Source organism: uncultured Algoriphagus sp. (assembly GCF_963974365.1).
Lineage (GTDB): Bacteria > Bacteroidota > Bacteroidia > Cytophagales > Cyclobacteriaceae > Algoriphagus.
In genome coordinates this window covers 18142-43480 of record NZ_CAXBBX010000015.1, presented here as the reverse complement: position 1 = coordinate 43480, position 25339 = coordinate 18142, and the positions used below count along the sequence as shown (strand labels likewise).

16 protein-coding genes are annotated in these 25339 nt (G+C 40.8%); 4 read left to right on the top strand and 12 right to left on the bottom strand.

The features are described from left to right. The first annotated feature begins 117 nt into the window (after positions 1–117). Entirely contained in the window at positions 118–5460 is a 5343-nt protein-coding gene (locus tag AACZ87_RS18885; protein WP_339869485.1) for a CHAT domain-containing protein, read from the top strand. A gap of 6 nt (positions 5461–5466) precedes the next feature. Here the strand turns inward: AACZ87_RS18885 and AACZ87_RS18880 are convergent, their stop codons facing one another. The 12 genes from AACZ87_RS18880 to AACZ87_RS18825 form a co-directional block, all read right to left on the bottom strand. Next, a complete protein-coding gene (locus tag AACZ87_RS18880; protein WP_339869483.1) occupies positions 5467–7026 on the bottom strand; it encodes a glycoside hydrolase family 99-like domain-containing protein in 1560 nt (519 codons plus the stop codon). 71 nt (positions 7027–7097) lie between these two features. After that, the gene (locus AACZ87_RS18875; protein WP_339869481.1) at positions 7098–7637 is read right to left on the bottom strand and encodes a GNAT family N-acetyltransferase; all 540 of its coding nucleotides are present in this window, start codon (positions 7635–7637) and stop codon (positions 7098–7100) included. Between the two features lie 230 nt (positions 7638–7867). Beyond that, entirely contained in the window at positions 7868–8836 is a 969-nt protein-coding gene (locus tag AACZ87_RS18870; RefSeq protein WP_339869480.1) for a transketolase C-terminal domain-containing protein, read from the bottom strand. 34 nt (positions 8837–8870) lie between these two features. After that, complete coding sequence (locus AACZ87_RS18865; RefSeq protein ID WP_339869478.1) at positions 8871–9722, bottom strand: transketolase; 852 nt, start codon at positions 9720–9722, stop codon at positions 8871–8873. Positions 9723–9735: 13 nt separating this feature from the next. Continuing rightward, positions 9736–10185: a thioredoxin-dependent thiol peroxidase gene (gene bcp / locus AACZ87_RS18860; RefSeq protein ID WP_339869476.1), complete on the bottom strand. Its 450-nt coding sequence runs from the start codon at positions 10183–10185 to the stop codon at positions 9736–9738. A 24-nt stretch (positions 10186–10209) separates the two neighbouring features. Next, on the bottom strand, positions 10210–12084 hold the full coding sequence (locus AACZ87_RS18855) for a M23 family metallopeptidase (RefSeq protein WP_339869474.1): 1875 nt from the start codon (positions 12082–12084) through the stop codon (positions 10210–10212). Beyond that, the gene (locus AACZ87_RS18850; RefSeq protein WP_339869472.1) at positions 12071–12682 is read right to left on the bottom strand and encodes a fumarylacetoacetate hydrolase family protein; all 612 of its coding nucleotides are present in this window, start codon (positions 12680–12682) and stop codon (positions 12071–12073) included. The genes AACZ87_RS18855 and AACZ87_RS18850 overlap by 14 nt, the downstream gene beginning before the upstream one ends. A gap of 326 nt (positions 12683–13008) precedes the next feature. Next, complete coding sequence (locus AACZ87_RS18845) at positions 13009–13692, bottom strand: DUF4377 domain-containing protein (protein WP_339869470.1); 684 nt, start codon at positions 13690–13692, stop codon at positions 13009–13011. A gap of 232 nt (positions 13693–13924) precedes the next feature. Further along, on the bottom strand, positions 13925–14653 hold the full coding sequence (locus AACZ87_RS18840) for an SGNH/GDSL hydrolase family protein (protein WP_339869469.1): 729 nt from the start codon (positions 14651–14653) through the stop codon (positions 13925–13927). 10 nt (positions 14654–14663) lie between these two features. Next, positions 14664–15704 carry an LD-carboxypeptidase gene (locus tag AACZ87_RS18835; RefSeq protein WP_339869467.1) on the bottom strand — a complete coding sequence of 347 codons (1041 nt, stop codon included), beginning with the start codon at positions 15702–15704 and terminating at the stop codon, positions 14664–14666. A gap of 362 nt (positions 15705–16066) precedes the next feature. Then, on the bottom strand, positions 16067–17359 hold the full coding sequence (locus AACZ87_RS18830; RefSeq protein WP_339869465.1) for a D-alanyl-D-alanine carboxypeptidase: 1293 nt from the start codon (positions 17357–17359) through the stop codon (positions 16067–16069). A gap of 2 nt (positions 17360–17361) precedes the next feature. Then, entirely contained in the window at positions 17362–17763 is a 402-nt protein-coding gene (locus AACZ87_RS18825; protein ID WP_339869463.1) for a DUF423 domain-containing protein, read from the bottom strand. Between the two features lie 650 nt (positions 17764–18413). Here AACZ87_RS18825 and AACZ87_RS18820 point away from each other — a divergent pair. The 3 genes from AACZ87_RS18820 (at position 18414) to AACZ87_RS18810 (ending at position 25141) form a co-directional block, all read left to right on the top strand. Then, entirely contained in the window at positions 18414–19223 is an 810-nt protein-coding gene (locus AACZ87_RS18820; RefSeq protein WP_339869461.1) for a polysaccharide biosynthesis/export family protein, read from the top strand. A gap of 6 nt (positions 19224–19229) precedes the next feature. Then, a complete protein-coding gene (locus AACZ87_RS18815) occupies positions 19230–21677 on the top strand; it encodes a polysaccharide biosynthesis tyrosine autokinase (protein ID WP_339869459.1) in 2448 nt (815 codons plus the stop codon). A gap of 2294 nt (positions 21678–23971) precedes the next feature. Further along, positions 23972–25141 (top strand): glycosyltransferase family 2 protein, encoded by a 1170-nt coding sequence (locus AACZ87_RS18810; protein ID WP_339869457.1) that lies wholly within the window; start codon positions 23972–23974, stop codon positions 25139–25141. The last annotated feature ends 198 nt before the right edge of the window (positions 25142–25339 follow it).

Below are 25339 nucleotides of genomic sequence, written 5' to 3'. Positions count from 1 at the left end.
TCGAAAACTCTCAGATGATTTTTTTTCATCTCCAGCATATTACAAGGGCTATGCATCATGAATGCCTGCCTTCCTAATTGAAATGTTTTAGTACCCTTAACCAAACAATTTTTACCGATGGCTAATTTGAAAATCAAGCTTAAAGGACAGGATCATACTTCATTCCATACTGGATCTGATAGTGGGTTTGAGTTGTATCAATTTGATCAGGCTTACACGGTGGAAAGTCCCACGCGCGGCGACGTCCCTGAGCAAATTCTGGAATTAAATGATGACCATATTTTAGAGTTTGATTTTGAAGATCAGACGGTTTGGATGGGTGATAATGAATCGCTGAAAACGCTTTTCCCCCAGAAAATAAAGCGTTCAGCTGATGGTGATGAATTGTTTCTCCCAGACGAACTGGAGTCTGATGAGCAGGATAGAGGAATTGTCAAAAAGATAGCGATTAAGCTGGTAAAGGTCTTTGTCAAAAAGAATATCATCCAGCCAAAGATCAGAGAAATGGCCAGAAACTTGGAAGACAAGCAACTTGCTTTTATTGGAGAGGATTTTAAAAAAGTTGATTTTGGAGTCTTGGCTGCATGTTCTGCTACTATGGAGCTGAAAACTTTGAAATTTAATTCTGCAAATGAAGCTGAACTGGATGTGAAAAGTCGTCATCTGCTTCTTTTACATGGAACTGGATCTTCCACTGTAAGTTCATTTGGAGAACTTAAAGATTCAGAAGAATGGAAAAAGCTATTAGCTAAATACGGCGACGATCACCTCATTGCTTTTCAGCACAGGACATTGACCACTAGTCCTCTTGAGAATATTTATAGGTTGATTTCTAGCCTTCCTTCTGGAATAGAATTGGACTTGTTGAGTCATTCGCGTGGTGGATTATTAGCAGATCTAATGGCTAGATTCTCTACCAATGCGAAGGGATTTGATGATTTCGAAAAGGCTCTTTTAGATAAACATGACAGGGATTCAGACCTGAGAATGATAGAGGCAATTGGAGCCATTTTGAAAGAAAAGGATATCTCGGTGAGATCCATGGTGCGAGTAGCTAGCCCAGCCAATGGAACGACACTGGCATCGGGTCGCTTGAATATTTTCTTGAATGTGACCTTCAATTTGATTGGTTTGGCTGTAGGACATGTGGGAAATCCGATCTATGTCGCATTCAAAGAATTTATCATGGAAGCGATTTCTTCCAAAGATGAGGTGGATATCTTGCCAGGATTGGAAGCGATGAATCCAAAGTCTCCATTCATCAAGGCCTTGAATTATCAAGCTTCAGAGATAGAAATCAAGTTTCCACTTTTTGTGGTGGGAGGAAGCAGCGAATTGAGTTTGAGTTTCAAGACACTCGTGGTTATTCTCGGCAAGTTTTTCTTCATGAGAAATAATGACCTAGTAGTAGATACGGAAAGTATGAAATGGGGTGCTAGACGTACCGCTGGAAACGTGGCTGTATTCATAGAGAAAAGTGGTCAGATCAACCATTTCAAGTATTTTTCAAATCCTGACACAGTAAAAGCGCTGGTGTCCGGACTTGCAGCTGAAGTTGGAGACATTCCGGATAGTTTTGAACTCAAACTTGTTGACAAAGAAAGAGGAGGAATTGAAACTGGAATTTACAAAAAAGAGAAGGTCTCTGGAGATCGCCCAATTGCCATCATAATTCCGGGAATAATGGGCTCAAACATCGGAGAGAAAGATGAATTGCTTTGGATAAATTACTGGCGTTTCCTCAAAGGCGAATTGAAAGGTCTAATCTACGATGAGGGTACAAAAGCCAAACTCTCTGCACATTCCTTGATTAGAACATCCTATGGGAATCTGGGAGAAAGGCTTGAAGAAACCTACGATATAGTCACCTTTCAGTTTGATTGGAGGAGGCCACTAAAGCAATGCGCTAAGGATTTCAAAGATAAAATCACCGAACTTCTGTCATTCAATCAACCCATCAAAATAGTGGCTCATAGTATGGGAGGAGTTTTGGTTCGGGACTTTATAGTTTATCATCCAGAAACCTGGCAGCAGCTCAACAACTCCTTAGGATTCCGGGCAGTCTTTTTAGGTTCTCCACTCGGTGGATCCTATAGAATCCCTTATGTCCTATTTGGTAAGGACAGTTTGATCAAACTTTTAGGTAAAATAGATATCAGGCATTCGACTAAGGAGCTTTTGGAGGTTTTCTGCAATTTCCCGGGCATACTGAACCTGTTGCCTATAAGCAATAACAATAGGCATGATTTCTCAGACAGGAAACTGTGGGAACGAATGCGTGCCGCCTCTGGCGATGATTCCTGGCCAATACCGTCAGCCAAAGTGTTGGATGAATTCGGTAAGCATCAGAAATTGGTCTTGGATACCATTGACGGGATTGATTACTCAAATATCACCTATATCGCAGGGCAGAGCGGGAAAAAGAGCTTTACCATATCAAATCTCGAAATAGAAGATGGGGAATTGGTATTTTATGCTACCAATGCCGGTGACGAAAGCGTGACTTGGATGTCGGGAATACCGAAGGGTTTCCATGATAAGAACCAAGTTTACTATGCCAATGTAACGCATGGAGGACTTCCAAAAGAGAAGAACCTTTATCCTGCTATCGAGGATTTACTTGTTTTTGGAACTACGAAAAAGCTACAAAATAGCCTTCCAAAAACGCGAGGAGATGAGAAGGATTTTGCGCCGTCAGAAACTGAGATTTTTGATATCAGTGAAGAAAAGGTGATTGATACAATTTTGGGTGTAGAAGAGCAGGAAGAAAAGTGGCAGCAGGAGAAGCCAGTGCTTATTACTGTCAGTCATGGAGATTTGAAATATGCTAAATACCCGGTGCTTGCAGGTCACTTCGAATTTGATGCCATTCTCACTACCGAGCTGGCCATTGACCGGCAGTTGGATGGGGAGTTGGCAAGGCTACATGGACTAGGTTTGTACCCAGGGCCAATTGGAACCAATCAGATTGTATTAAATGAAAACTTCACGAAATCTCCCTTCAAAGGCGGGCTGATCATTGGTCTTGGGGTTCCTGGTGAATTGTCTGGATTTGCTTTGATGAATTCTGTGGAGAAGGGAGTAGCGAGGTACTTGACTATTAAAAAAGGAAATACTAGCGCTCAGACTGGTGGAAATAGTGGTGGCACTGTTGGAATTTCAGTGATTGCGATAGCGAACTCCTATGGCGGATTATCTACAGAAAGCTCTATTCGTGCTATTATTTTGGGAATACAGCGAGCAAATAGAAATATTTATTCAGTTTACAATGGCAAAATAAAAGGAATAGAGGAGATAGAAATAATCGAAATATTCAATGATAAAGCACTTTCCATCCTGAAAACTATTCAGAGGCTGGAAGTAGATGATAGCAAGGAATTTAATGTTGCTTTCAATGAAAAGGGCCTCAATTATAAGTTGGGAAGACGCTGGAGGATCCCTTATGATAATACAAATGATTGGTGGACCAGAATAAATGTCACTCACGAATTGAAAGTAAAAGATACAGATGAGGTGGAAGAGGCAATCCGAATGTCTATTGCTTCCAACGGAGCTAGTGAAAAAGTGGAGCATATGCCAGCAAATGATAAGACCCTTGAAGTTTTGCTGAAAAGAATGACCCTTGAAAATCAGTATTCTCCTGAAATAGCCAAGACTATGTTTGAGCTTTTGATTCCTTATGAGTTCAAGGAAGAAGTGAAGCGCTTGAATAATGTGTCTTGGATCTTGGACCCTGCATCTGCGGAGTATCCTTGGGAGATGATCCAAGAAGACATAGATGCAGTGCCACTATGCGTGCACACAGGGATGATACGTCAGCTCTCGACTATGCAGTACAGAAAAAAAATAGCGCGTATTACCGATAATACGGCACTTGTAGTAGGAGACCCGGTGCTTGACAAATTTATGCCACAGCTAGCTGGAGCCAAACGTGAAGCTGAAACTGTTGCGAATATTCTTCGAAAAAATGACTTTCAGGTTCAGAGTTTAATCAATAACACGGCTTCAGAAATTATTCTTAAGCTTTTTTCCAGAGATCATAAAGTAATCCATCTAGCAGGCCACGGTGTATTCAAGCATGGACCAAATCGGTCTACAGGGATGGTGATCGGGAATGATACTTTTCTTACTCCAGCTCAGATTGCAGGTATGAGTTCCTCCGCCGAATTGGTGTTTGTGAACTGTTGTTATCTTGGATTGATGGATAGGGAGTCTGAGGAAAGAAGCCAGTACAGAAACAAATTCGCCGCAAATATTGGTACACAGTTGATTAACAATGGTGCGCGGGCGGTTATTGTCGCTGGATGGGCAGTGGATGATGCTGCGGCATTGGAGTTTTCCAGACACTTCTATCAGAATATGTTTGAGGGACTAGGATTTGGCGAATCTGTGAAGAGGGCAAGGAAGTGCATCTATCAGGATTTTGGCAGGCGTACGAATACCTGGGGTGCATTCCAATGCTATGGTGATCCATTTTACAAACTCTCAGAAAGCGGATCATGGAGTGCAGGTGATGATGATCTCTTGGTGTGCGAGGAAGTAGAGATTGAACTGCATAACACACTGGAATCTATGGATGCCAATGAGTATAACCAGGATTGGGTACTCAGTAGGGTGGATACGATTTATGAGAAAATGCTTAGTAAAAGCATGCTCACAGATAGAATCCAAGAACTTTCAGCTAGTATCTATTCGGGATTACAGGAATATGAGAAATCCTGCGCTTGCTATGAGCAACTGCTCAAATCTAAGAAATCAGCTTTCAGTATTAATAGTTTTGAAAGGCACTGTAATACCCTCGCTAAACTGGCCTTGCAGCAATATAGCTTGAAGAAAACCGACCTAAAAGATTCCGTGAAAATGATTGATAAGGTCATCAAAGACCTTGAAGGATTGACATCACATTTTGGAGAAAGCGTTGAGAGATGGAGTTTGATAGGAAGCGCTTATAAGCGAAAAATGCATTTACTTCGCGACGCTTCCAAAGAGGAATTGTTGGATGCTCTTTCTCATTCAGTTCAGGCGTATAAGGAAGCAAGTAAATTATCAGCCTATCAGGATGCTTATCCGCTCACCAATTGGCTAACGCTCGCTCAGATTGAATTGCTGATTCAAGGTAAGAAAGGTCTCAAGTTTATTGATTTGGAAGCTAGAAAAGCAATTCAAAAGATTTATGATGATTTGAAAGAAAGAGAGTCGAAGGCGGATGATTTCTGGGAGATGGCACATTTCGCAAATATTATGTTGACCCAATACTTGCTGGGGATTTCTACTGCCAAGAAAGAAGATATCACTGCAGAATACCTGAAACTGTGGAGTCTAGCGGGCAACAAAGGTCAGAAAATAGGAGAGTTGGAGCATTTTGAGATAATTTGCACCGCACTCACACAAGCCAAGAATCAGGAGAAAATGATTGATGATTTTAAGGAAATCATGAAAAAACTGGAAGATGCTTTCTAAAACCAGCTAGTCTCCAAAAACATTCTTAATTGCTTCCAGGTAATCGAAGCCATGCCCCTCGGTAGGTTCGATATAATTGCCTTCCAGATATTCGTTCCAGCAACAAACCATTACCGTGTTTCCGTTGCTGGAACGATATTTTTTTGAAGTTTGCTGCGCTTCTGTGAGCATGGCCGTAAACGAGCTTTTATCGCTGTGAACCCGATCTTTTTGCGGTTCACTTGGGAAGCCTGAAGGCTGAGGCCAGGTGCCACCAGCAGGTCGCATATCCCAGCCCATTGCCGTTGGGACCTGGTATTCGAAGTTTGGGTCGTTTTTGAATTTATCGCTCCACATATTCCAATGCCCCTTATACGTCTCCCGCATATCTGCAAAAGACTTATTGTCCTTGTTCATAAAGTTGTGGTAGACATAAGCCGTCATGCCTTCAAAGCCCATGCTTTTCAATCTAGGAACATATTCCTGGAGCAACTGCTTTTTCTGATACGTCCCGCCTTCCCATGGTCTTTGAGGGTTATTTGCTTTCCAGAGGGTAGGTAGACCATAAACTCGCTCGTTTTCTAGCATAGGCCCAGCGGTAACTGCGATGAACTTTATTCCAGGTAAACCAGATTTTTTAGCGATGCTTTGAGAAAGGTCCAAAAGGTCTTTGAGCTTCAATCCATAATATGCGGCTCGTGATTCTGCATCCTGTGGGAAATAGAAATAGACGATTGGTCGCCCATCTTTTTCTTTTAAATAATCCCCTCGACCAAAGTATTCGTCGATCCAAAGTTGGGTGATTTTCTCATGAACTTTCAAATACAATTCCTTATCAGGCTTTTCGCCTGGGTAGTTTGCTTTCCTCGCCATTTCATCTGGAGATCCTACTTTGAGCCAAGCCATCCAGCGTTCGTTGCTGTCATCGCACCAATTAAGTGCCCATTTCATTTGCTTTTCGGCAGGCAAGCTTTCATTCACTTCCAGCATTACTTTGAGCTGATCTCCCCATTCCACTAAGCCAGGAACGGCTACACGTCCGGCATTTGCGGGGTCCTTTTTCCAGCCTTTTGGATAGTAGATTTTTGATTGAGGCGCAAAGTCCAAATGGTAATAGTAATTCCTACCGTAAAACCAGTCGTACGCAAAGAAGTCAATTCCGTAGCTTTTCATGTACTCCAGCTGCTTTTTGATAACTTCTGGATCATCTCTTTTATAAAAACCCTTAAGTTCCTTGATTGGCTTTCTGTCCAAGTATGGGCCCTCGTATGGATATTTAGCATTGTATATTCTTCCTTTTGGACCCCAGATACCTGGGTTTTGTAGGCTAGAGCAGTCTCCTCTGCCGGTAAGGCAAGACCAGAAACTATCCCGATCCTTAGCTGGGTCTGCTGAGGTATTCCAAGATGGCATAAAGAAGACGCCTACTTGTTCATCACCTTCAGCAAGAATAGAGTTATTTGTGTTGGTGAAACTGGCAAAACTTGCTTGTTGACCAGAGGGGACTTCAGTGTTTTCTTTCGTTAAAAAAAGAATTAAGGAAACAAGTATGATCGCAAAAAGAGAATAGAGGGCAGATTTTAGCATTGTGGCTTTTTCTTAAAAATAGCTCATTCTCCTTAGATTTTAAAACCGGAAGTGGGGCTCCAATTTCAAATTTATGTCAAGGTTTTTCTTAAAATCTGAATTCCACGATATTTTGGAAGGAGGTTTTCGTACTCAAGGTGATAGGTGAAAAGCCACTCAAACCCCATTTTTCTATAGAATTTCTGAGCTTGCAACTGGGTGTCCATCACTTCCAGCCACATGTATTTTAGTCCACGCTCTCTAGCTGTAGATTCTACCATTTTCATTAAGGTAGCTGCGATACCTTTTCCTTGAAATTCCTTGCTGATATAGATTCTGTGGAGGTGCAGGGAGTTAGGGAATTCAAACAATGCCGGAGATTCTGGGTAGTTATATTTCAAAATTCCGATTTTCCACCCTTCAAAGAGTACAAAATAGTAGTGGCTAGCTGGGTTTGCCAGATCTTTTTGATAGACTTCCGGATTATACATTTGCTCCAGATACCAGTCACCCGAGTCCGACCAAATATGTTTGTATGAAGGAATATAAATATCCCGCATCAACTCAATTAGCTCAGGCTGGTCATCAGCGGTGAGTTTTTGGATACTGATATCTTGAGTAAGCTTAATCATTCGGAAAGACGAAAGTAGGTTGGGTTGGAATGAACGACAAAATTGGGTGGTGAAAAGCTGTTAATTCTTATTCAAAGAAATGTATTTAGGCGGTCTTGCCAAAATAATTGGGGAGAGAATTTTTTGGGATTTTGAAACAAACAAAATAAAACAAAAACCACAGCCTCTTTCGATGCCGTGGTTTTATGCATTGTTATGCTGCTCCTCCAGAAGCAGCTACTTTGAGAATCTTACTTTCTAGCCAATACTTTCTTAGCTGCAGCTACAATATTCGCAGCATCAAGTCCGTATTTGTCCAACAACTGAGTAGGAGTGCCAGACTCACCAAAGCTGTCATTTACACCTACATACTCTACAGGAGCTGGGTTATTTCTAGCTAGAGTTTGGGCTACGCTATCTCCTAATCCGCCATTGTATTGGTGCTCTTCAGCAGTTACAGCACATCCAGTTTTAGCTACTGAATCGAGAATCGCTTCCTCGTCAAGTGGCTTGATCGTATGGATATTGATCACTTCTGCGGAGATTCCTTCAGATCTTAAGATCGCTTCAGCTACTACCGCTTCCCAAACCAAGTGGCCGGTAGCAAAAATAGTCACATCAGTTCCCTCGATCATTTTCCAGGCTTTTCCTACCTCAAACTTCTGAGCTGGATCAGTGAAAATAGGCCAGGATGGACGACCGAATCTTAGGTAAACAGGACCTTCGTAATCAGCAATTGCAATCGTAGCAGCTTTGGTCTGATTGTAATCACAAGGGTTGATCACCGTCATGTGAGGAAGCATTTTCATCATGCCCACATCTTCCAAGATCTGGTGAGTTGCCCCATCTTCTCCAAGTGTCAAACCTGCGTGAGAAGCACAGATCTTTACGTTTTTGCCAGAATAGGCAATAGACTGACGAATCTGATCGTATACACGACCTGTAGAGAAGTTGGCAAAAGTACCTGTGAAAGGAATTTTGCCATTGATAGTCATACCTGCGGCGATGCCCATCATATTTGCTTCTGCGATTCCTGTCTGGAAGAATCTTTCCGGGAATTCCTTCTGGAATGCGCCCATTTTTAATGAACCGATCAAATCGGCACAAAGTCCTACCACATTGGGGTTTCTTCGGCCAGCTTCTAAGAAGCCATCACCGAAACCTGAACGTGTATCTTTTTTTTCTGTATAGTTGAATTTTAAATCCAATGTCTTTTCCATGATTTCTTTTGAGTAAATGGTCTAAAAATGTGGATTAAAAATCCCCGATTGTTTCTGGAAGTTGTCCCAAAGCGTTTGCAAGTTGCTCATCACTAGGAGCAATGCCATGCCACTTGTGAGTGCCTACCATAAAGTCAACGCCAAAGCCCATTTCCGTGTGAAGCAAATTCATTACTGGCTTTCCTTTTCCACTTAGGCTTTTTGCTTTTTCCAGTCCTTCTACTACAGACTTCATATCATTTCCCTGAAGTGTGTCGATAACTTCCCATCCGAAAGATTCATATTTAGCTCTTAGATCGATCAAGTCCATGATCTCAGCCGTAGGGCCATCGATCTGCTGTCTGTTCAAGTCAATGGTCGCAATCAAGTTGTCCACTTTCCAGTGAGCAGCATACATTGCCGCTTCCCATACCTGACCTTCTTCCTGCTCTCCATCGCCCATCAATACAAAGACAGTGCTGTCATCGCCATCAATTTTCTTCGCCTGAGCTGCACCAATTGCTACTGACATTCCTTGTCCCAAAGATCCAGATGCAATTCTGATTCCCGGAAGACCTTCTTCAGTTGCTGGGTGACCTTGAAGTCTTGAATTCAGCTTTCTGAACGTATCCATTTCCTCAGGAGAGAAATATCCTGATCTGGATAATACACTGTACCAAACTGGTGAGATATGACCATTGGAAAGGAAAAATAAGTCTTCACCTTTTCCTTCCATTTTAAAATTAGGATCGTGATTCAACTGGTTGAAGTAAAGAGCTACGAAGAACTCAGTACAACCTAGTGAAGCGCCAGGGTGTCCTGACTGTACCGCATGAACCATGCGGAGAATGTCTCTACGTACCTGAGAAGCGGTACTTTCGAGCTGTTCGATTGATTGTTTTTCCATTAGGGATATAGGTTTAATTTAGGATTTGTGCTGTATGATCTTTTGTATTTACTTTTTCGATGATTTCAGAGATTTCACCTTTTTCATCGATGACAAAAGTGGTTCGGACAGTACCCATATAGGTTTTTCCGAAGGTATTTTTTTCTTGCCATGTACCATAAGCCTCGTGTACTTTCAGGTCTGTATCAGCAATCAAAGAAAATGGAAGTGCTTGCTTTTCCTTGAACTTCACATGGGATTTTTCCGCATCTGAACTGATTCCAAAGACCACATAACCTGCTTTTTGTAAAGCATCGTAGTTATCTCTCAGATTACATGCTTGAGCAGTACAACCTGGCGTAGCGTCTTTTGGATAAAAATAGAGAACTACCTTTTTTCCTCTGTAGTCAGAAAGCTTGATCGTTTCTCCTGTTTCAATTTTTGCCTCAAAATCTGGGGCCATTTGGCCTTTTTCTAATTGCATATGCTTTTGTTTAGGGCGCCTAATTTAACCAATCGTTCCTTTCCATTCAGCAGTATTGCTAGCTTTATCGGTAACTTTTAGCAAAACTTCTCCTTTGAACGGTAAATTTTCGAGTTTTTCGGACCAAATCACGGCTTGCTTGTACTCATATCTCATCAAAATCCATTTGCCATTTACAAAGGCTTCATAGCTATCGATGCCTGATAAATTATCCCGGATCACAAAGCGCAAATCCGATGAGTTGGCTTTAATTACCTGGATCGTAGGCTTAGTATTATCTTCCAAAATAGAGATTTCACCCAAATAGCGAGACCCAAAATTCAGGGTATCCCCATTCCAGGTTCCACCCAAAAAGGATTTGCCTCCACCTGAAGTGTAATAAGCATGAGAGCGATCTTTATTTCCTGAGTAGCCAGGCACATTCCAAAGAATATTCACGGCATTCCAAAGGTATTCCCGGCTGCTATTCACTAGCAATTTTGGAGCGGAGGCTGATCCAGACTTTGAAACTCTCAGGAATAAATCATCCAAAACAGTTTCATGATTGAAATTCATTTGCACGTTTTGGTCTGAATAAGTGGTCTCTTTGCCAGCTGGAATCAAGGCATTGATGCCAGGGATTAACACCTCTGTGCACACATCGATTTCTTCAGGTATTCCAAATTCCATGTCCCAGAGATAGGTTCTGCTGTTTGCATCCTGATAGGCTGGAAGCATCTCAAAAGCATGTGCACCCACATAGAATTTAGCTAATCCACCTTTCGGAGATACAGGAGCCTTGATTTTAAGAATATTATTGATGTAATCTAGGGATACCTTTGAAGGTGCAGCGCCATCATTCACATTGGTTTCCAAATCCTGACCTTGCAGCGTAAAGCTGATCTGGCGCTCATTTCCGTAAGCATCTCGAAGTTTGAGCTTGTAGTCTTTTTTTACTCCTGGCTCCAATGCCAAATGTCCGGCGTCTTCGGACTTTGGACTGATAAACTCAAACTTGAGGTTCTTCTGAAAGTAAAGTTTGGAATAACGATTTTGGTACGTGTGCTGAAGAAATTGCCGGGTGAAATTGAAATCAACCTTGTCCACAGTCAAATTGAACACGGTGCCTTTTTCATCCGTCAATTCAAATGTAGGAAAACCATTCTTGTTGCTTGCTCCATCCAATTGATCATAACTGCGGATTTCTATACCTACTTTCCCCGTGATTTTGATGTCACTAGGTAATTTATAATTAGATCCGCTTGCTACCGGAGTAACTTCAAGTCTTGCGAATTTCCCATTCACTCGGGAATCAATAGCCAATGGAACAATAGCGATGCTTTGCGGAACAGGCGCAGTTTTATCAACGATATCGGTAAATCCAAATAGGAGAGGGTCCATTGCACGGTCCAGACTGTCGCGAATCTCAAAGTGCAAATGTGGACCACCGGAACCACCTGTGTTTCCGCTATCCGCGATTTTTTGACCCTGCCTCACCGGCAATTCTCCCGGCTCTGGGTAGATCTCCAAATCAATTGCCTTCGCATCATACATCTTCTTGCGCATGTAGTCGCTTAGCTCCTTGTTGAAATTCCGCAAGTGACCGTAGAGCGTAATCATCCCATTTGGATGTTTTAGGTAAATAACGTTGCCGTAGCCAAATGAGGAAATTTTGATCCTGTGAACCCAGCCATCAGCAGCTGCTAAAATCGGAAGGCCTTCCTGACCACCAGTTTTGAAATCCAATCCTGTATGAAAGTGATTGGGCCTCAATTCTGCAAAATTCCCTGCTAGGTAATTTCTCGTGCCAGGATTAATTGGATTTTTGAAGTAGTTCTTATCAACAGACTGAGCTCTAAGCTCCAGTACGCTGATCAATCCAAGGAAAAGAAATGCGAATCGTAGCTTACTTAACTTCAAAATCCATCAACTTTTCCGTCCCAATAAATCCTTCTAATCTGTCCCCAATCTGCACCGGGCCCACTCCCGCTGGAGTACCTGTGTAGAGAAGGTCTCCTGTTTTTAGCATAAAAAACTGGGATACATATTCTATGATAGTCCCAAAGTCAAATAACATCAGCGAAGTATTTCCTTTTTGACGTGTTTCCCCGTTGATGTTCAGCTGAAAATCTATGTTTTTCAAATCTTCAAAATCACCCACAGACTTAAATCCTCCTATAGGGGCTGCGCCATTGAATCCTTTGGCAATCTCCCAAGGCAAACCTTTGGCTTTACACTGATCTTGCAAATCTCTTGCAGTGAAATCAATTCCAAAACCAATCTCATTGAAATAGCGATGGGCAAATTTCTTCTGTATGTATTTTCCCTGCTTAGAGATTTTCAGAACCAGTTCAGCTTCGTGATGGATGTTTTTGGAGAAATCAGGATAGAAAAAAGGTGCCCCATCTTTTAATTGGGCAGTGTCTGGTTTTAGGAAAACAACCGGATTTCCTGGTGTTTCATTTTTTAATTCCTCTATATGAGCCGCATAATTTCGGCCTATGCAAATGATCTTCATGGTTTTTAATTAGTTGAGTATCCGTTAAACTGCACAAATAGGCACGGAATCAATGCTTAAAATTCAAATTTGGCAATTCCCTCCGCCGCGGCAGAGGGAAAGGGGGATTTTTCAAGGCTGAAACCAAAATTAATTCAAATAGCTAAACTCTTGCGGATATAAATTTAATATCTCCCTGCTTTTCAGGCCCTGATTAAGTCAAAAGAAATATATATTCAGAATAACACTAAAATTTGGGTCACTTCCGTCTCCCGTCTTCTGTCTTCCAGCCAGCCTGCAAAATAAGTTTCCGATGGCAGCTAAAATAGAAGACAATCATGATTTTTTTAATCTACAGCTTGGAAACTCATAAGCCTTTCCCCATCCTCATTCAGCAGGTAAAGTTGGTTGTTTTCTATGGTATATCCACGTGTATTGATAAGCGCTTCAGAGATTGCTTTTTCAGCGCTCATATCAGGACAAGCCATCATCGTGGCTGCTCCAGGGCCGAGAAGTAAGGTTTTCCCATCGTTTTCCTTGATCTCTCCACGCACTGAATTGCATCCCATGTTACCTACATAGGTTTTTTTGGATGCGTTAAACTCGAACGTCAGGGCTTCTTTGGATTTGAAACCTGTTGGGTTTTCGATTTCACCTACTTTGATGACCTTCCAAATGTTTGTTAGTTGCAGTGCCGGATCGGGTTCTTTGCTCATGATTTCCACTAGTTCATAGGTTTTAGATGAAGCATCCGCGGGAATGGGTTGCTGCTTGTCTGTTACCTTTACCTTGATTTGGTAAATATTACCAGGCTCAAATTCGAAGCCCTTAATGGAGCTGTAAAAAAACTCCCATGCTCCGGGATCAATCTCTGTTCCCTTTTGTATTTGCAAGCAGGACATGGGACCAACTCCCACACAGTCCATTTTGGCAGAATTGATCCACCAGATTTCTGTGTTCTCTTCATTGTCACGCTCGCAAGAGACTGCAGCAAGTATAGTGCTGATGAGTAGAAATAGTATAGTTTTCATTTGATTACAATTTATCTTTTAATTCTCACATTGTCTGTCCCGATTTTAATTCGGGCGAATCTCACAATGTGATCCCAATATTTATCTTAAGGACATCCTTTTTGGTGTAGTCTCGGACATATTCGGTTTCTTAAGTTTTTCTTCTTGACTCTTGGTTCTAGCTTCTGATATCTTGATACTTAAGTCTTGCTACTTACGTCTTACTACTTACGTCTTACTACTAAATAATCCTCTAGTAAACCGTCCTCACTTCTTCAAACAGCTTTTCAGTCCACAATCCATACATTTTTGCACTTGGATGCAAACCATCTGCAGCAAGCATATCCGGCTGAGCACCCAAGCTTCTGTATTGCGCAGTGATGTCAATGTAGGTGACAGCGTGCTTTTCGCAGATTTTAGCTTTTATACGATTATAGGCGTCGATTTCTTCCGCAATTTTGCTTTTGTCTCTGCCACTTTGAGCAGCAAAAGGAGTTACTCCCCAGTCTGGAATGGATAGAACAACCACGTGTTTCGTGTTCACACCTGCAAAGCTAATAGCACGCAAAAGCATCTGTTCAAACTCGGTTTCGAATTTAGCGATAGGGTAGCCGCGATACTGGTTGTTCACGCCAATAGAAAGCGTTACCAAATCGTACGTTTTCCCTGCTATGTCCGCAGCATTTATCCCCTTATCCAGCTCATCCACGGTCCAGCCTGTCCGGGCAATCACTGTGGGTGTAGCCCAAGATTTCTCGGTTTCAGCATTTAGCTTCGTGATCAGTTGGCTAGGATACCTGAATGCATCGCTGACACCTTCGCCGATTGTGTAGCTATCGCCAAGTGCCAAATAAGTGAGTTGATCTGGATTATCAGTTGAATTTTCGTTCATTGGTTTGTCAGGATCATCTGGAAGCATGCTATTGGAACTTTTGCAGGAAAATATCCCCAGAATCGCGAATGTGATTAGTGAAAGTTTCATACTAATTTTTTCACTGAAATACGGAGTCAAGTAGGCTAATGGTTCCTTTGTCTGCATCTATTTGTACATTAGCACCTACCGGAATAATAAATTGCTTGGAAATATGTCCAATCATCGCGCCAGAGTATGCAGGAATATTCAATGGTAAAATATAATCATCGAGCACCTGATCCAAAGTCAGCGAACCATAACCACCGCCAGGTTCACAGTCGGAGCATTGGCCAAATACAAAACCCTTAATTTGATCCAGCGTACCGTTGAGTTTCAACGTGCTCATCATCCGGTCCATTTTGTAAGGATCTTCTCCCACATCTTCGATGAAAAGAATGGCATCTTTGAAATCTGGATAGTAGGGTGATCCCGAAATAGCTGTCAAAACAGACAAGTTTCCACCCAGTATTTTCCCTTCAGCAATTCCTCCTTTGAGCGTTTGGATGCGGTTTGATTTGACTACCAAATCATCGCTTTCAGCATGAACATTCTCAAAAGTGACTTTTTCCTGCTCTATAAAAATCTTCTCAAATTGGTCCACGTTGAAGCTGTTCCAACTTCCTGAACCCATAGGTCCGTGGAAGGTGATTAAACCTGTTTGGGCATGAATGGCACAATGAAGTGCCGTGATATCAGAATAGCCAAGAAGGGGTTTGGGATTTTTTGAGATAGACTTATAATCGATCAGCGGCAAAATCCGAGCTGCACCAGATCCACCCCGAATGCAGATAATTGCTTTGACCTCATTATCCGCAAACATTTCATTTAGATCACTTGCTCTTTCTTCATCAGTTCCAGCGAGATGACCGTATCGCTTTTTGAGGTTTGTGCCCAACTTCACTTGAAACCCAAGTGCCTCCAAGGCTTCCTGCGCAAAAGTAAATTGCATTCTATCTGCCATAGCAGCCGACGGAGCTACCAATCCAACCGTGTCGCCTTTCTTGATGGCCTTCGGCAAAAGTGTAGAAGGATCAAAAGCTGGATGAGCTGAATCCCAGGAAACTAAGGGGAAAGAAGCAGTTAGAAGTCCGAGGGATTTTAGGAACGCGCGTTTTTGCATCGGGAAGGTTGGTTTATTCTATGACGTGAAAATAAGGCTTTTTTATTTTGAAGTAAATGTCTCCCGCTAAGGCCCTAAGGCGCAAAGAAAAATATTAAGAAAGGAAGTGTGTGTGATTAACCTTTGAGGTTTCCAAAACCTCGAAGGTTTTATTTTTTGCTACACATCCTGTTTTTTACCGAAGAACGCGGTAGGGGCGAAAAAACTTTCGCCCCATTTTTATTCAAAGAAGAATTCAAAATCTACCTACCAGCTTTAAACCATAAAGCATCTGTTTATTCGAACCTAGGTGCTTTAATTAAAGTTGGAGGTTCCTAAAATCTCAAATCTCAAATCTCAAATCCGAAATCCGAAATCCCAAGTCAAATCATATCCCTAACCATCACCATCACCTTTTCCATTTCTCTTCTCACTTCAGAAGCTTTCCATGGATAATTGGAGTTCATAAAGGCAAAGCAATAATACCGTCCGCTTTTTCCCTTGATCAGTCCTACAAGGCTGTGGTTATTACTCATCGTTCCGGTTTTCGCAAAAATGTACGGTTGCTCTGATTTGTAGCTGTTTTCTAATGTTCCGGATTGCCCTCCAGCAGGTAGAAGTTCAAATAGCTGCTGGTCCGGCATCATTCTATAGATTTTCTCGAACAGCCCCACCATTGCTCTAGGTGTGATCAAGTCGTGTCGGCTAAGTCCAGAGCCATCCACCCATTGAGGTTCGTCAGGAAGATCAAAAAGATAAGTTTTAAGCATGTATTCAATTGCGCGCTCTGTATCCAATCGCTGAAAAAGCCGATCCGAAACCATCAACATGAGTTGTTCTGCTAGAAAATTGTCACTTTCCAACATCATTTCTTTCAGGATAGGGAAGAGAGGGGAAGCTCGAAGAATTTCGTGATTTCCCGGTAAACTATCTGCTTGATAGATCCATTGCTTGCCAGTGGCGTCTGAAGCAAGTTTGACAAATAATTCTGGGCTAGAAATAAAAGGGATGAATTCTTCCCGAGCTCTGAAGTTGCTTGGATTGTAATAAAATTTGTTGGAATGGAAATCTCGTTCCAATTCCCGAATCGTACGGTTGGTAGGAAATACATCGGGCTGGAAACTAAGAGGGAAGACGGTAGGGCCATTTCCTACTTTTTTCACCTGAACAAGATTACCATAAATAGGGAGTGAAGTGCGCTCAGCGGAGTAATTATAATAATAGTCATCCCATTGCCAGCCGTAGCCAAAAGCAGGGGACATCATATTTGCATCAGAAAAGATGACTTGATCGTATGGGGCAATTAGTTTTGATATTCCAGGGTCATCAAATTTCTTGTATTTCCAGCTGGGATCTCCCGAGCCCCAAATTCTGATTGTGTTGCCATCTCGTACATAGCGTAGAGTTTGAGTACTGTCTCCCAGTACGACTAAGGATGAAAATAAGGTAAATAGCTTGGTGGTAGATGCAGGAATAAATCGCTGATGACTGTTTTTTTCATACAAAACGCTCTGTGAATCCAGATCGTACAACATAAAACCTGTCAAATGCCCACTGAAAAAACTACCATCGCCCAGGGCCGCTTCAAGTTTTAGGTATTGATTTCTATGGAGTTGAGCAAACAGGCTAGAATTAAAGCTTACTATAAGGAGTACTCCGGTGATCAGTTTACGCATACTTAGTTTTTTGAAGCTGCTACAACTACCAAAACCCACCCAGCTATAAAGGCTAGTCCACCGATCGGAGTGATAGCTCCCAGCCAGGTGATGCCCGTCAGAGAGAGTACATACAATGATCCTGAGAATATTAGAATTCCCACTGCCATTAAGATTGCTGCTAAGTCTAACTTTTTCCATTCTGGCTTTACCAAGGCCAAAATTCCAAATAGTAAAATGGCGAGAGCATGATAGAAGTGGTACTTTACCCCAGTTTCAAAAGTTTCAGATCTGCCCGTCTCTGTCAGTATTTCCTTTAATCCATGGGCTCCAAAAGCTCCTATTCCTACGGCACATGCACCAAGGATAGCCGCTAATTGTATGATTTTTTTACCAGTCATGCTATGGTCTTCAAAATTCCACATTCAATGTTCAATATTCGAAATTATGAATATCAACTTAACTTCACCTATGTAATTTTAATTAATACTTAAGGTTAAGGACTCATAATTCCCTTCAACGCGGCGAAGGGAATTGTGGATTTTGTCACACCGAGTCTTAAATATTCTGCGAACATACAAAAAGGGGGATGACAGATGTTTATTCTGGAACCATAAACGTAGTCACCTTGAGCGAAGTCGAAAGGTCCTCGACTCCGCTCGGACTGACCCGTTTTCCGTGTCCTCAAATAAATCTATCACACCTAGCGAAGTGGAGATGTCGCATAATGGAATTTGGCTACTGGCAGAATTGCTTATATGCATTATAGAATCTTCACCTAGTCCAAACATGGCGTTTACCTCGTTTATCTAATATAACCTTTATGGAGCAGTAAAATCACTGGCCGTTGAAATTTTTATGAATAATAAAGAAATTAAACTAAGTCTTTATATTGTCAAAAGAACCTTTAAAAACCAGAAAATTGTAGCTGAATATGGAAATTGCGATCTTAAACAGGAGTAATGTTCTTATGAAAACACATAGGTTTTTTACCATTGTGTTAAAAATACTCTGGATTTAAGGTTAAATGCTTAAGTTTGCCCAGTTTTTGAGAGAAAAAATTAAAAATTACTATATGTGGAACTTCTTGAAGGGGCTATCTTTTGCCCTAGTATTTTTCTTGGCCTTCGGCTGCATCTCGAATGAGAAAATCATTTATCTGCAGAATTTGGAGGGAAATTCCCTAATAGAAGATGATGAGCTGATCACCTATAAGATTCCAGAATACAAGTTGCAATACAATGATATTATTGACGTAAACATTCAGACTGTTGATGATATGACGCAATTTGGCTTTAATAATAAACCTCCTCAGATGAATCAGCAAATGGGCAATGTTTCTGCCCAAAGTGGTGGTGATATCTATTATATGACGGGATATTCAGTTGATGAAAACGGAAATATTCGGCTTCCTATAGTGGGAGAGGTGTATGTTAGGGATAAAACTTTGGATGAAGCAAGGATTGATGTAGAACAAAAACTTCGTGAGTATGTGAAGTCCGAATTATACGTAAAAGTTAAACTGGGAGGAGTACGGTATTCTGCTTTGGGCGAATTCAGAAGACCTGGTAAATATGTGGTTTTGCAGGATAGAATGACGATTTTCGAAGCAATTGCAAATGCTGGGGATCTGACTACTGTAGCTAAAAGAGATGAGGTATTAATGATCAGACAGTATCCTGAAGGGACAAGATTACATAGAATAAATTTATTGGATAGGCAGATTGTAGCCTCTCCTTATTATTTCATACAGCCTAATGACCAACTTTACATTGAACCTATGAAAGTCAGGGAAACAGGTACTGGTGAAAATACAGCCCAAACCTTGGCTTTAGTTTTTGCAGGAATTTCTTCTGTTGCCTTAATCTTAAACTTACTCAAATAAGCATTTATGTACCCGAATACCCCAAATTCATCAAATTCAGGGCAAAATCCTTTTATGGTGCAAAAGGAAGATGAAATTGATCTTAAAGTGCTTTTATTTAATTACCTGCAGTACTGGGTGGTAATTTTAGCCTGTATGTTTATTGGAGTTGTAGCCGCTTTTTTGTTCAACCGCTACGCAACTAATATTTTTAAAGTGGAATCAAGCATCCTTGTTGAAGATGAAGAACCCTCATTGGGTATGGATTTGTTTGAGTCTTCCGGTTTAGGTATGCTTGGTGGGAAGAGTAATATTGAAAATGAGATAGGTATATTAAAGTCTTTTTCTCTAGCAGAAGAGGCAGTTACTGAACTGAATTTAAATGTGCAGTATTACGAAGAAGGTTTAATTTCCACTACCCAGATCTATGACAAACTTCCAGTGCTCGTATCTGTTGATTGGAAGCAGATCCAGTTGGTAGGAGGTAGATTTAGATTGGAAGTATTGAATGAGGATTCTTTCGAACTAAGTATAATAAATGATGAATTCAGGATTTTTAATCCTAAAGATCCTTACTACAAAATTGAACCTGAGGAGGATGTAGTTTTAGACAAGGCAGTTTATAGCTTTGGTGAGTTAATTCAAGGTGAGAATTTTTCTTTTACAATCAACCTAATTGGGGCATTGCCTGAAGATATTGTACTTTTTAATTTGGTGGACACTCCTTCCCTTGCACTGATATACAGAGAGGAATTGGCAGTTGCCCCTATCAATAAGCAGGCTTCCATTCTTTCCTTGAGTTTGGAAACCCCAGTGAGAAAATTGGGAGAAGATTACATCAATAAGCTGATGGAGATGTATTTAGACCGGGAGTTGGAGGAGAAAAACAGAGCCTCGGAAAATACAGTGAAATTTATCAATGAGCAGCTCTCTGGAATTTCGGACTCCCTGAGATTCTCTGAAAATAAGTTGCAAAAATATAGAACCGAGAATAAGGTTTTTAACCTTTCGGAAGAGGGTTCGGTTATCTTTGAAAGACTTCAGGATCTGGAGACAGAAAAGGGACAGACAGAAATTAGTTTAAAGTATTACAAGACCTTACGTAATTATTTGGCTAATGATCAGACAGGGGACATGGTCGCTCCATCCGTAGTGGGGGTGACTGATCCATTATTGAATTCTTTGGTTCAGGCTTACAGTGAATTACAAGCTGAGCAAGTAAGATTATCTGCGAATTTCACAGAGCAAACTCCCGCAGTTCGTGAAAATGCCACTAGGATTCAAAACATTAAAAAACAACTTCAGGAGAATGTGAACTCAGCTTTGGCAAATACCGAGAATTTAATTGCTGATTTGAATTCTCAGATTCGTATACTTGATATAGATGTGAACTCTCTACCGGAAACTGAGCGTAATCTCATAGGTATTCAAAGACAGTTCACAATCAACGAAAACATTTACATTTACTTGCTTGAGAAAAAAGCAGAAGCTGAAATTACCAAGGCAGCTAATATGCCAAAAAACAGTATTCTGGATTTTGCTAAATCTGGGCAGTTACCAGTTGCTCCAAAGAGAAATCTAAACCTGCTTATTGGATTAATATTAGGTATGATACTGCCTATTGGCTTTATTACGATTAAAGATTTTTTAAATACCAAAATTGAGGATCCGAAGGAGCTTGAAAACCAAATTAAAGTGCCTTTGATAGGTATGATAGGAAGAAATATTTCAGAGGATGCTATTCCTGTAATGAATAACCCTAGATCCACAGTGACTGAGTCATTTAGATCCCTAAGAGCGGATATGTCTTACTTGAGCCCTCATAGAGATAACTTAACCATACTTTTTACTTCATCCATTTCCGGAGAAGGAAAGACTTTTGTTTCCATCAATGTGGCATCGGTGTATGCGCTAATGGGTAAGAAAACATTATTGATTGGATTAGACCTTAGAAAACCAAAGATCGCTGAGGATTTTGATTTGACAAATGATAAGGGTATGAGTACCTGTCTAAGCTCGGATATTTCATGGAGAGATGTAGTAAAAGCCACAGGTCATAAAGATATGGATGTAATCTTATCCGGACCTATACCACCAAACCCAGCTGAATTACTACTTCAGGATAAGTTTGGGGAAATCATCAAGGAAATCAAAGCAGAGTATGATGTGGTGATTTTTGACTGTCCTCCGGTAGGATTGGTTTCTGAAACCAAGGAGCTATTTGGCTTTGCTGATATTAGTTTCTATGTATTCCGTCAAGGCTATTCTATGAAAGGAAATACACAAATTTTGAATAACCTGGTAGAAAAAGGTGGGGTTTCTAAGATATATGGTATCCTGAATGATGTGCATATAGACAAGGGCTATGGCTATGGCTACGGTTATGGTTACGGTTATGGCTACGGCAATAATTCCTATGGATACCACGAGGAAGTGCAGCTTCCTTGGTGGAAGCGGGCACTGAGAAGGAAATAAATCTGTATCAAAAATTATATTAAAAAAATCGCAGTCTAAAACCTGCGATTTTTTTTGCTCATATAAAACTAGCGTTGTCCTGCTTTTCCAGAAGCAGGACTTATCTATTACAATGAGAAAGGCTAGACCATTATTATTTACCAACCTTAGATCTAGATTCCTTGCTAAATTCAAACAACGAACAACCACCAACCAACAACCACCAACCAACACCGGACATCCGACATCCTACATCGGTCACCTAACATCCAACACCAGTAATTCCTCATCTTGCTGGTACTGTGCCTTCGTCTCCGAATTATGATCTAGGTCCAGCGCTGGTGAATAATTATATTCCTAAACCCCGGGTTAAAACCCGGCGCTACAAAGCTGTCACCCCTCTGGGGTTTTCCCGCTGTTCGATAGTTGCAATGTCGGACTCCAACCCGTAGGATTTTTAATCCGTATCACGCCAGCTGATAACCGCCAACCGCGAAATGGAATTTCAATGATAAAACCGGCGCTATTCGTAAGGGCGCGTGGGAAAGCTGAAATAGCGGGGCAGGCGGCTGGAATGCGGGTGGACGCATTATTTCAGCACGCCTTTTGGTTACTTTTGGGCTCAAAAGTGACAAAGAAGATCCACCTTAATGTAGTTCCACTAAGCCCATTCTCCCCTTTAGGAGTCGGGGGTGACACCGGACATCTTCTCACCCAATTTTAAATTTTAAATTCCTCCATTTTAAATTCTCCCCAACTTTCCGTTTCCATCTTGCTGGCAACTGGTCTTCGTCTCCGAATTATGATCTAGGTCCAGCGCTGGTGAACAATTAAATCCTAAAACACCGGGTTAAAACCCGGCGCTACAAAAATTCCGCGGCTACAGCGCTTTGGCTATTTTTCACAAAGAAAGTTGGCTATTATTACTAGTGGAACTAGAGCGTTCATATTCAGCACCCTTGATTTATCGTTAGGAAACGCCATTGGGGCTATTAGGTTTTTGAAAAGCGGTCTAGGCCGTTAAGAAAATTGGCTAGCTCCTGAGTGGGCGAAATAACAAGCCGTCGAGAAATCTTTCTAAGAAAGATTTTAGGCTTGGGTAAGCTTGAAGGGTGGGGCCAATTTTTAGGCTTAGACAAATTTCAAAAATCAAATCGGTGCAATACCATTTTCTTTTCCTGTTCATTTCACCGATTTGATGAATAGACTCTGGCAAGGGCTTTTGGATACTTTTGGCCTTCAAAAGTATCGAAGAAATGACATTACCATTATCAGTATAGGAAAGACAACCAATCTTAGGCTTTTTAATGCAGATTTACATAAAGGACAATCCAAATACCAATTGATTCTCTTTTTCACCTCCTGCACTAACCATCATTTCCAAGCGATACTCCAAGGCAGGAGCAATTGCTTTTTGGTCTCTTTTGACCTAGGGTTCCTCCCTTCGTTCCTCAGGTCTCCACCCTAGGCTACAGACCAGGCCTGCCTACAGCATGCTCCTTTTCTCAACTGCCCAGCTGTTTCACATTTGCACTGTCGGACCACAAACCCTTGAGTTTTAACTCGTGTTACCGCCAACAGTAAACTATCACCAGCCAACTGATAACGGCTAACTGCTAACCGATACCCGCCAACCGCCAACCGATTTCAATTTGACCACAGCCAAACAGCATCCACTTACCAAACTCCCCCTTCACTCTTAGTTTAATTTTGGAAAATAAGAAATAATCAAAGGGGGCAAGGGGGATTTGTCACGATCACCAGCTATTCGGAATTTGTAATTCCGAATTCTTTCGTAGGATTTTTAATTTGACAATTAACAAACGCTGTGCACCTCCTCGGGACAAGCCATTTTCTTATCAACATGCTTAAAAATCCGAGGCAAAGGCAATTTTGTCTCTTTTTACCCCGGGTTAAAAGCCACCGCTACAAAAATTCCGCGCCTATAACGCTTTGGCTAATGTTATCTACTAACTGTCAAATGCCCCCTAACTATGGAGACTAACTGTAGTGCACTAAATATAGTTGACCGTTTTTGGACGTTGTTTATTTTGAGTTTGAATTAGTTCGAATTGGTTTCGATAAACTTTTACCAATAAATATAAAAATAGTATTCTGTGTAGTGTGGATTTCTATATTTCTTCGAAATATTTGGTGAATGAATACTAACTTTCGAAAATGACAATTCTCTAGCCTTACAAATTTCTTGAGAGTAGACTGGATTATTTTTAATTTCTTGCTTCTATTTTGAACTTTGTTTAAATGGATTCTGGAATTATACATATTCGGATTTGAAAAATGAACCTTTAAATTAAATGGAGTTGACTTTTCTCCTTCTTATTCTCTTAATTTTCTATACCTATATTGGATATGGAGGGTTGGTTTTTCTGTTAGTAAAACTAAGATCTAAAGGGAATTTTTCTTATCACAATCAACATTTACCTTCAGTTTCACTGATTATCCCGTACTATAATGAAAAGGCAGGCCTAAAATCAAAAATTGAAAATACACTTCAGCTTGATTATCCAGACGATAAACTTGAAGTTATTTTTATCAGTGATGGGTCAGATGACGGTTCAGAAAATTTTTTAAAAGGTAATCGTAGCATAAAATCAATACTTATTCCTAAAAGGGGAGGGAAATTTGTTGCTATGAAAAAAGCAGTAATGTTATCTAGCGGTTCTATTCTTGTATTTTCGGATGCTAATACCTTGCTTAATCAGTTAGCAATCAAGGAGCTTGTACTCCCATTTCAAGATAGAAAAGTAGGGGCAGTGACAGGAGAAAAACGTATAATCACTTTGAAGTCAGATGGAGCCACTAGCAAAGGGGAGGGGGTATATTGGAAATATGAATCTTTTCTCAAAAGGTTTGATAGTTATTTCAATACCCTTGTTGGGGGAGATGGCGGGCTGATGAGCTATAGAAGAGAGCTTTTTGAACATCTTCCAGACGATACTATACTGGATGACTTTATGCTTTCTATGCGCGTCGCAGAAAATGGTTATTTGGTAAAATACGCTCCTAAAGCTGAAGCTCAGGAGTACAGTAGCTCATCTATAAATGAAGAGATTAAACGGAAAATCAGAATAGCAGCCGGCGGATGGCAGAGTATCTTTCGCCTTTCCAAAGCAATTAATCCATTTCATGACTTTAGACTTTTTTTTCAATATATAAGCCATAGAGTATTAAGATGGGCAGTTTGTCCCTTACTTCTTCCGATCATCTTTTTACTAAATCATCTTTTAGTTGTAAATACAGAAAATATACTTTGGACTGTGTTTTTAGTAGTTCAGTATCTTTTTTATACATTGGCTTTATTGGGTTTTTGGGCCAAGAATAAAGCTATTCCTATAGTTGGCTTTTTTATTCCTTATTATTTCTCAGTTATGAACTATTGCGCTATCCATGGATTTTTTAGATGGATTGTTGGTGGCCAAGCCGTTACTTGGCAAAGAGCTGAGAGGGCAAATGAAAAGGGGTGATTTGAAATTGTTTTAAACTTTAATTCGACAATGTTTGTCTCTCCTTAGATATATTAAAAAGTCTAATAATTTGATAATTCTAATTTTTATTGCCTATCCAGACTCTCTGAATTACCTAATGATTCATCAGGAAGATTGTATGAGGAAGTTAGGTGTATAGTATACACTTGTAAAAAAAAGTTAAGCTTTAGTGGCTAT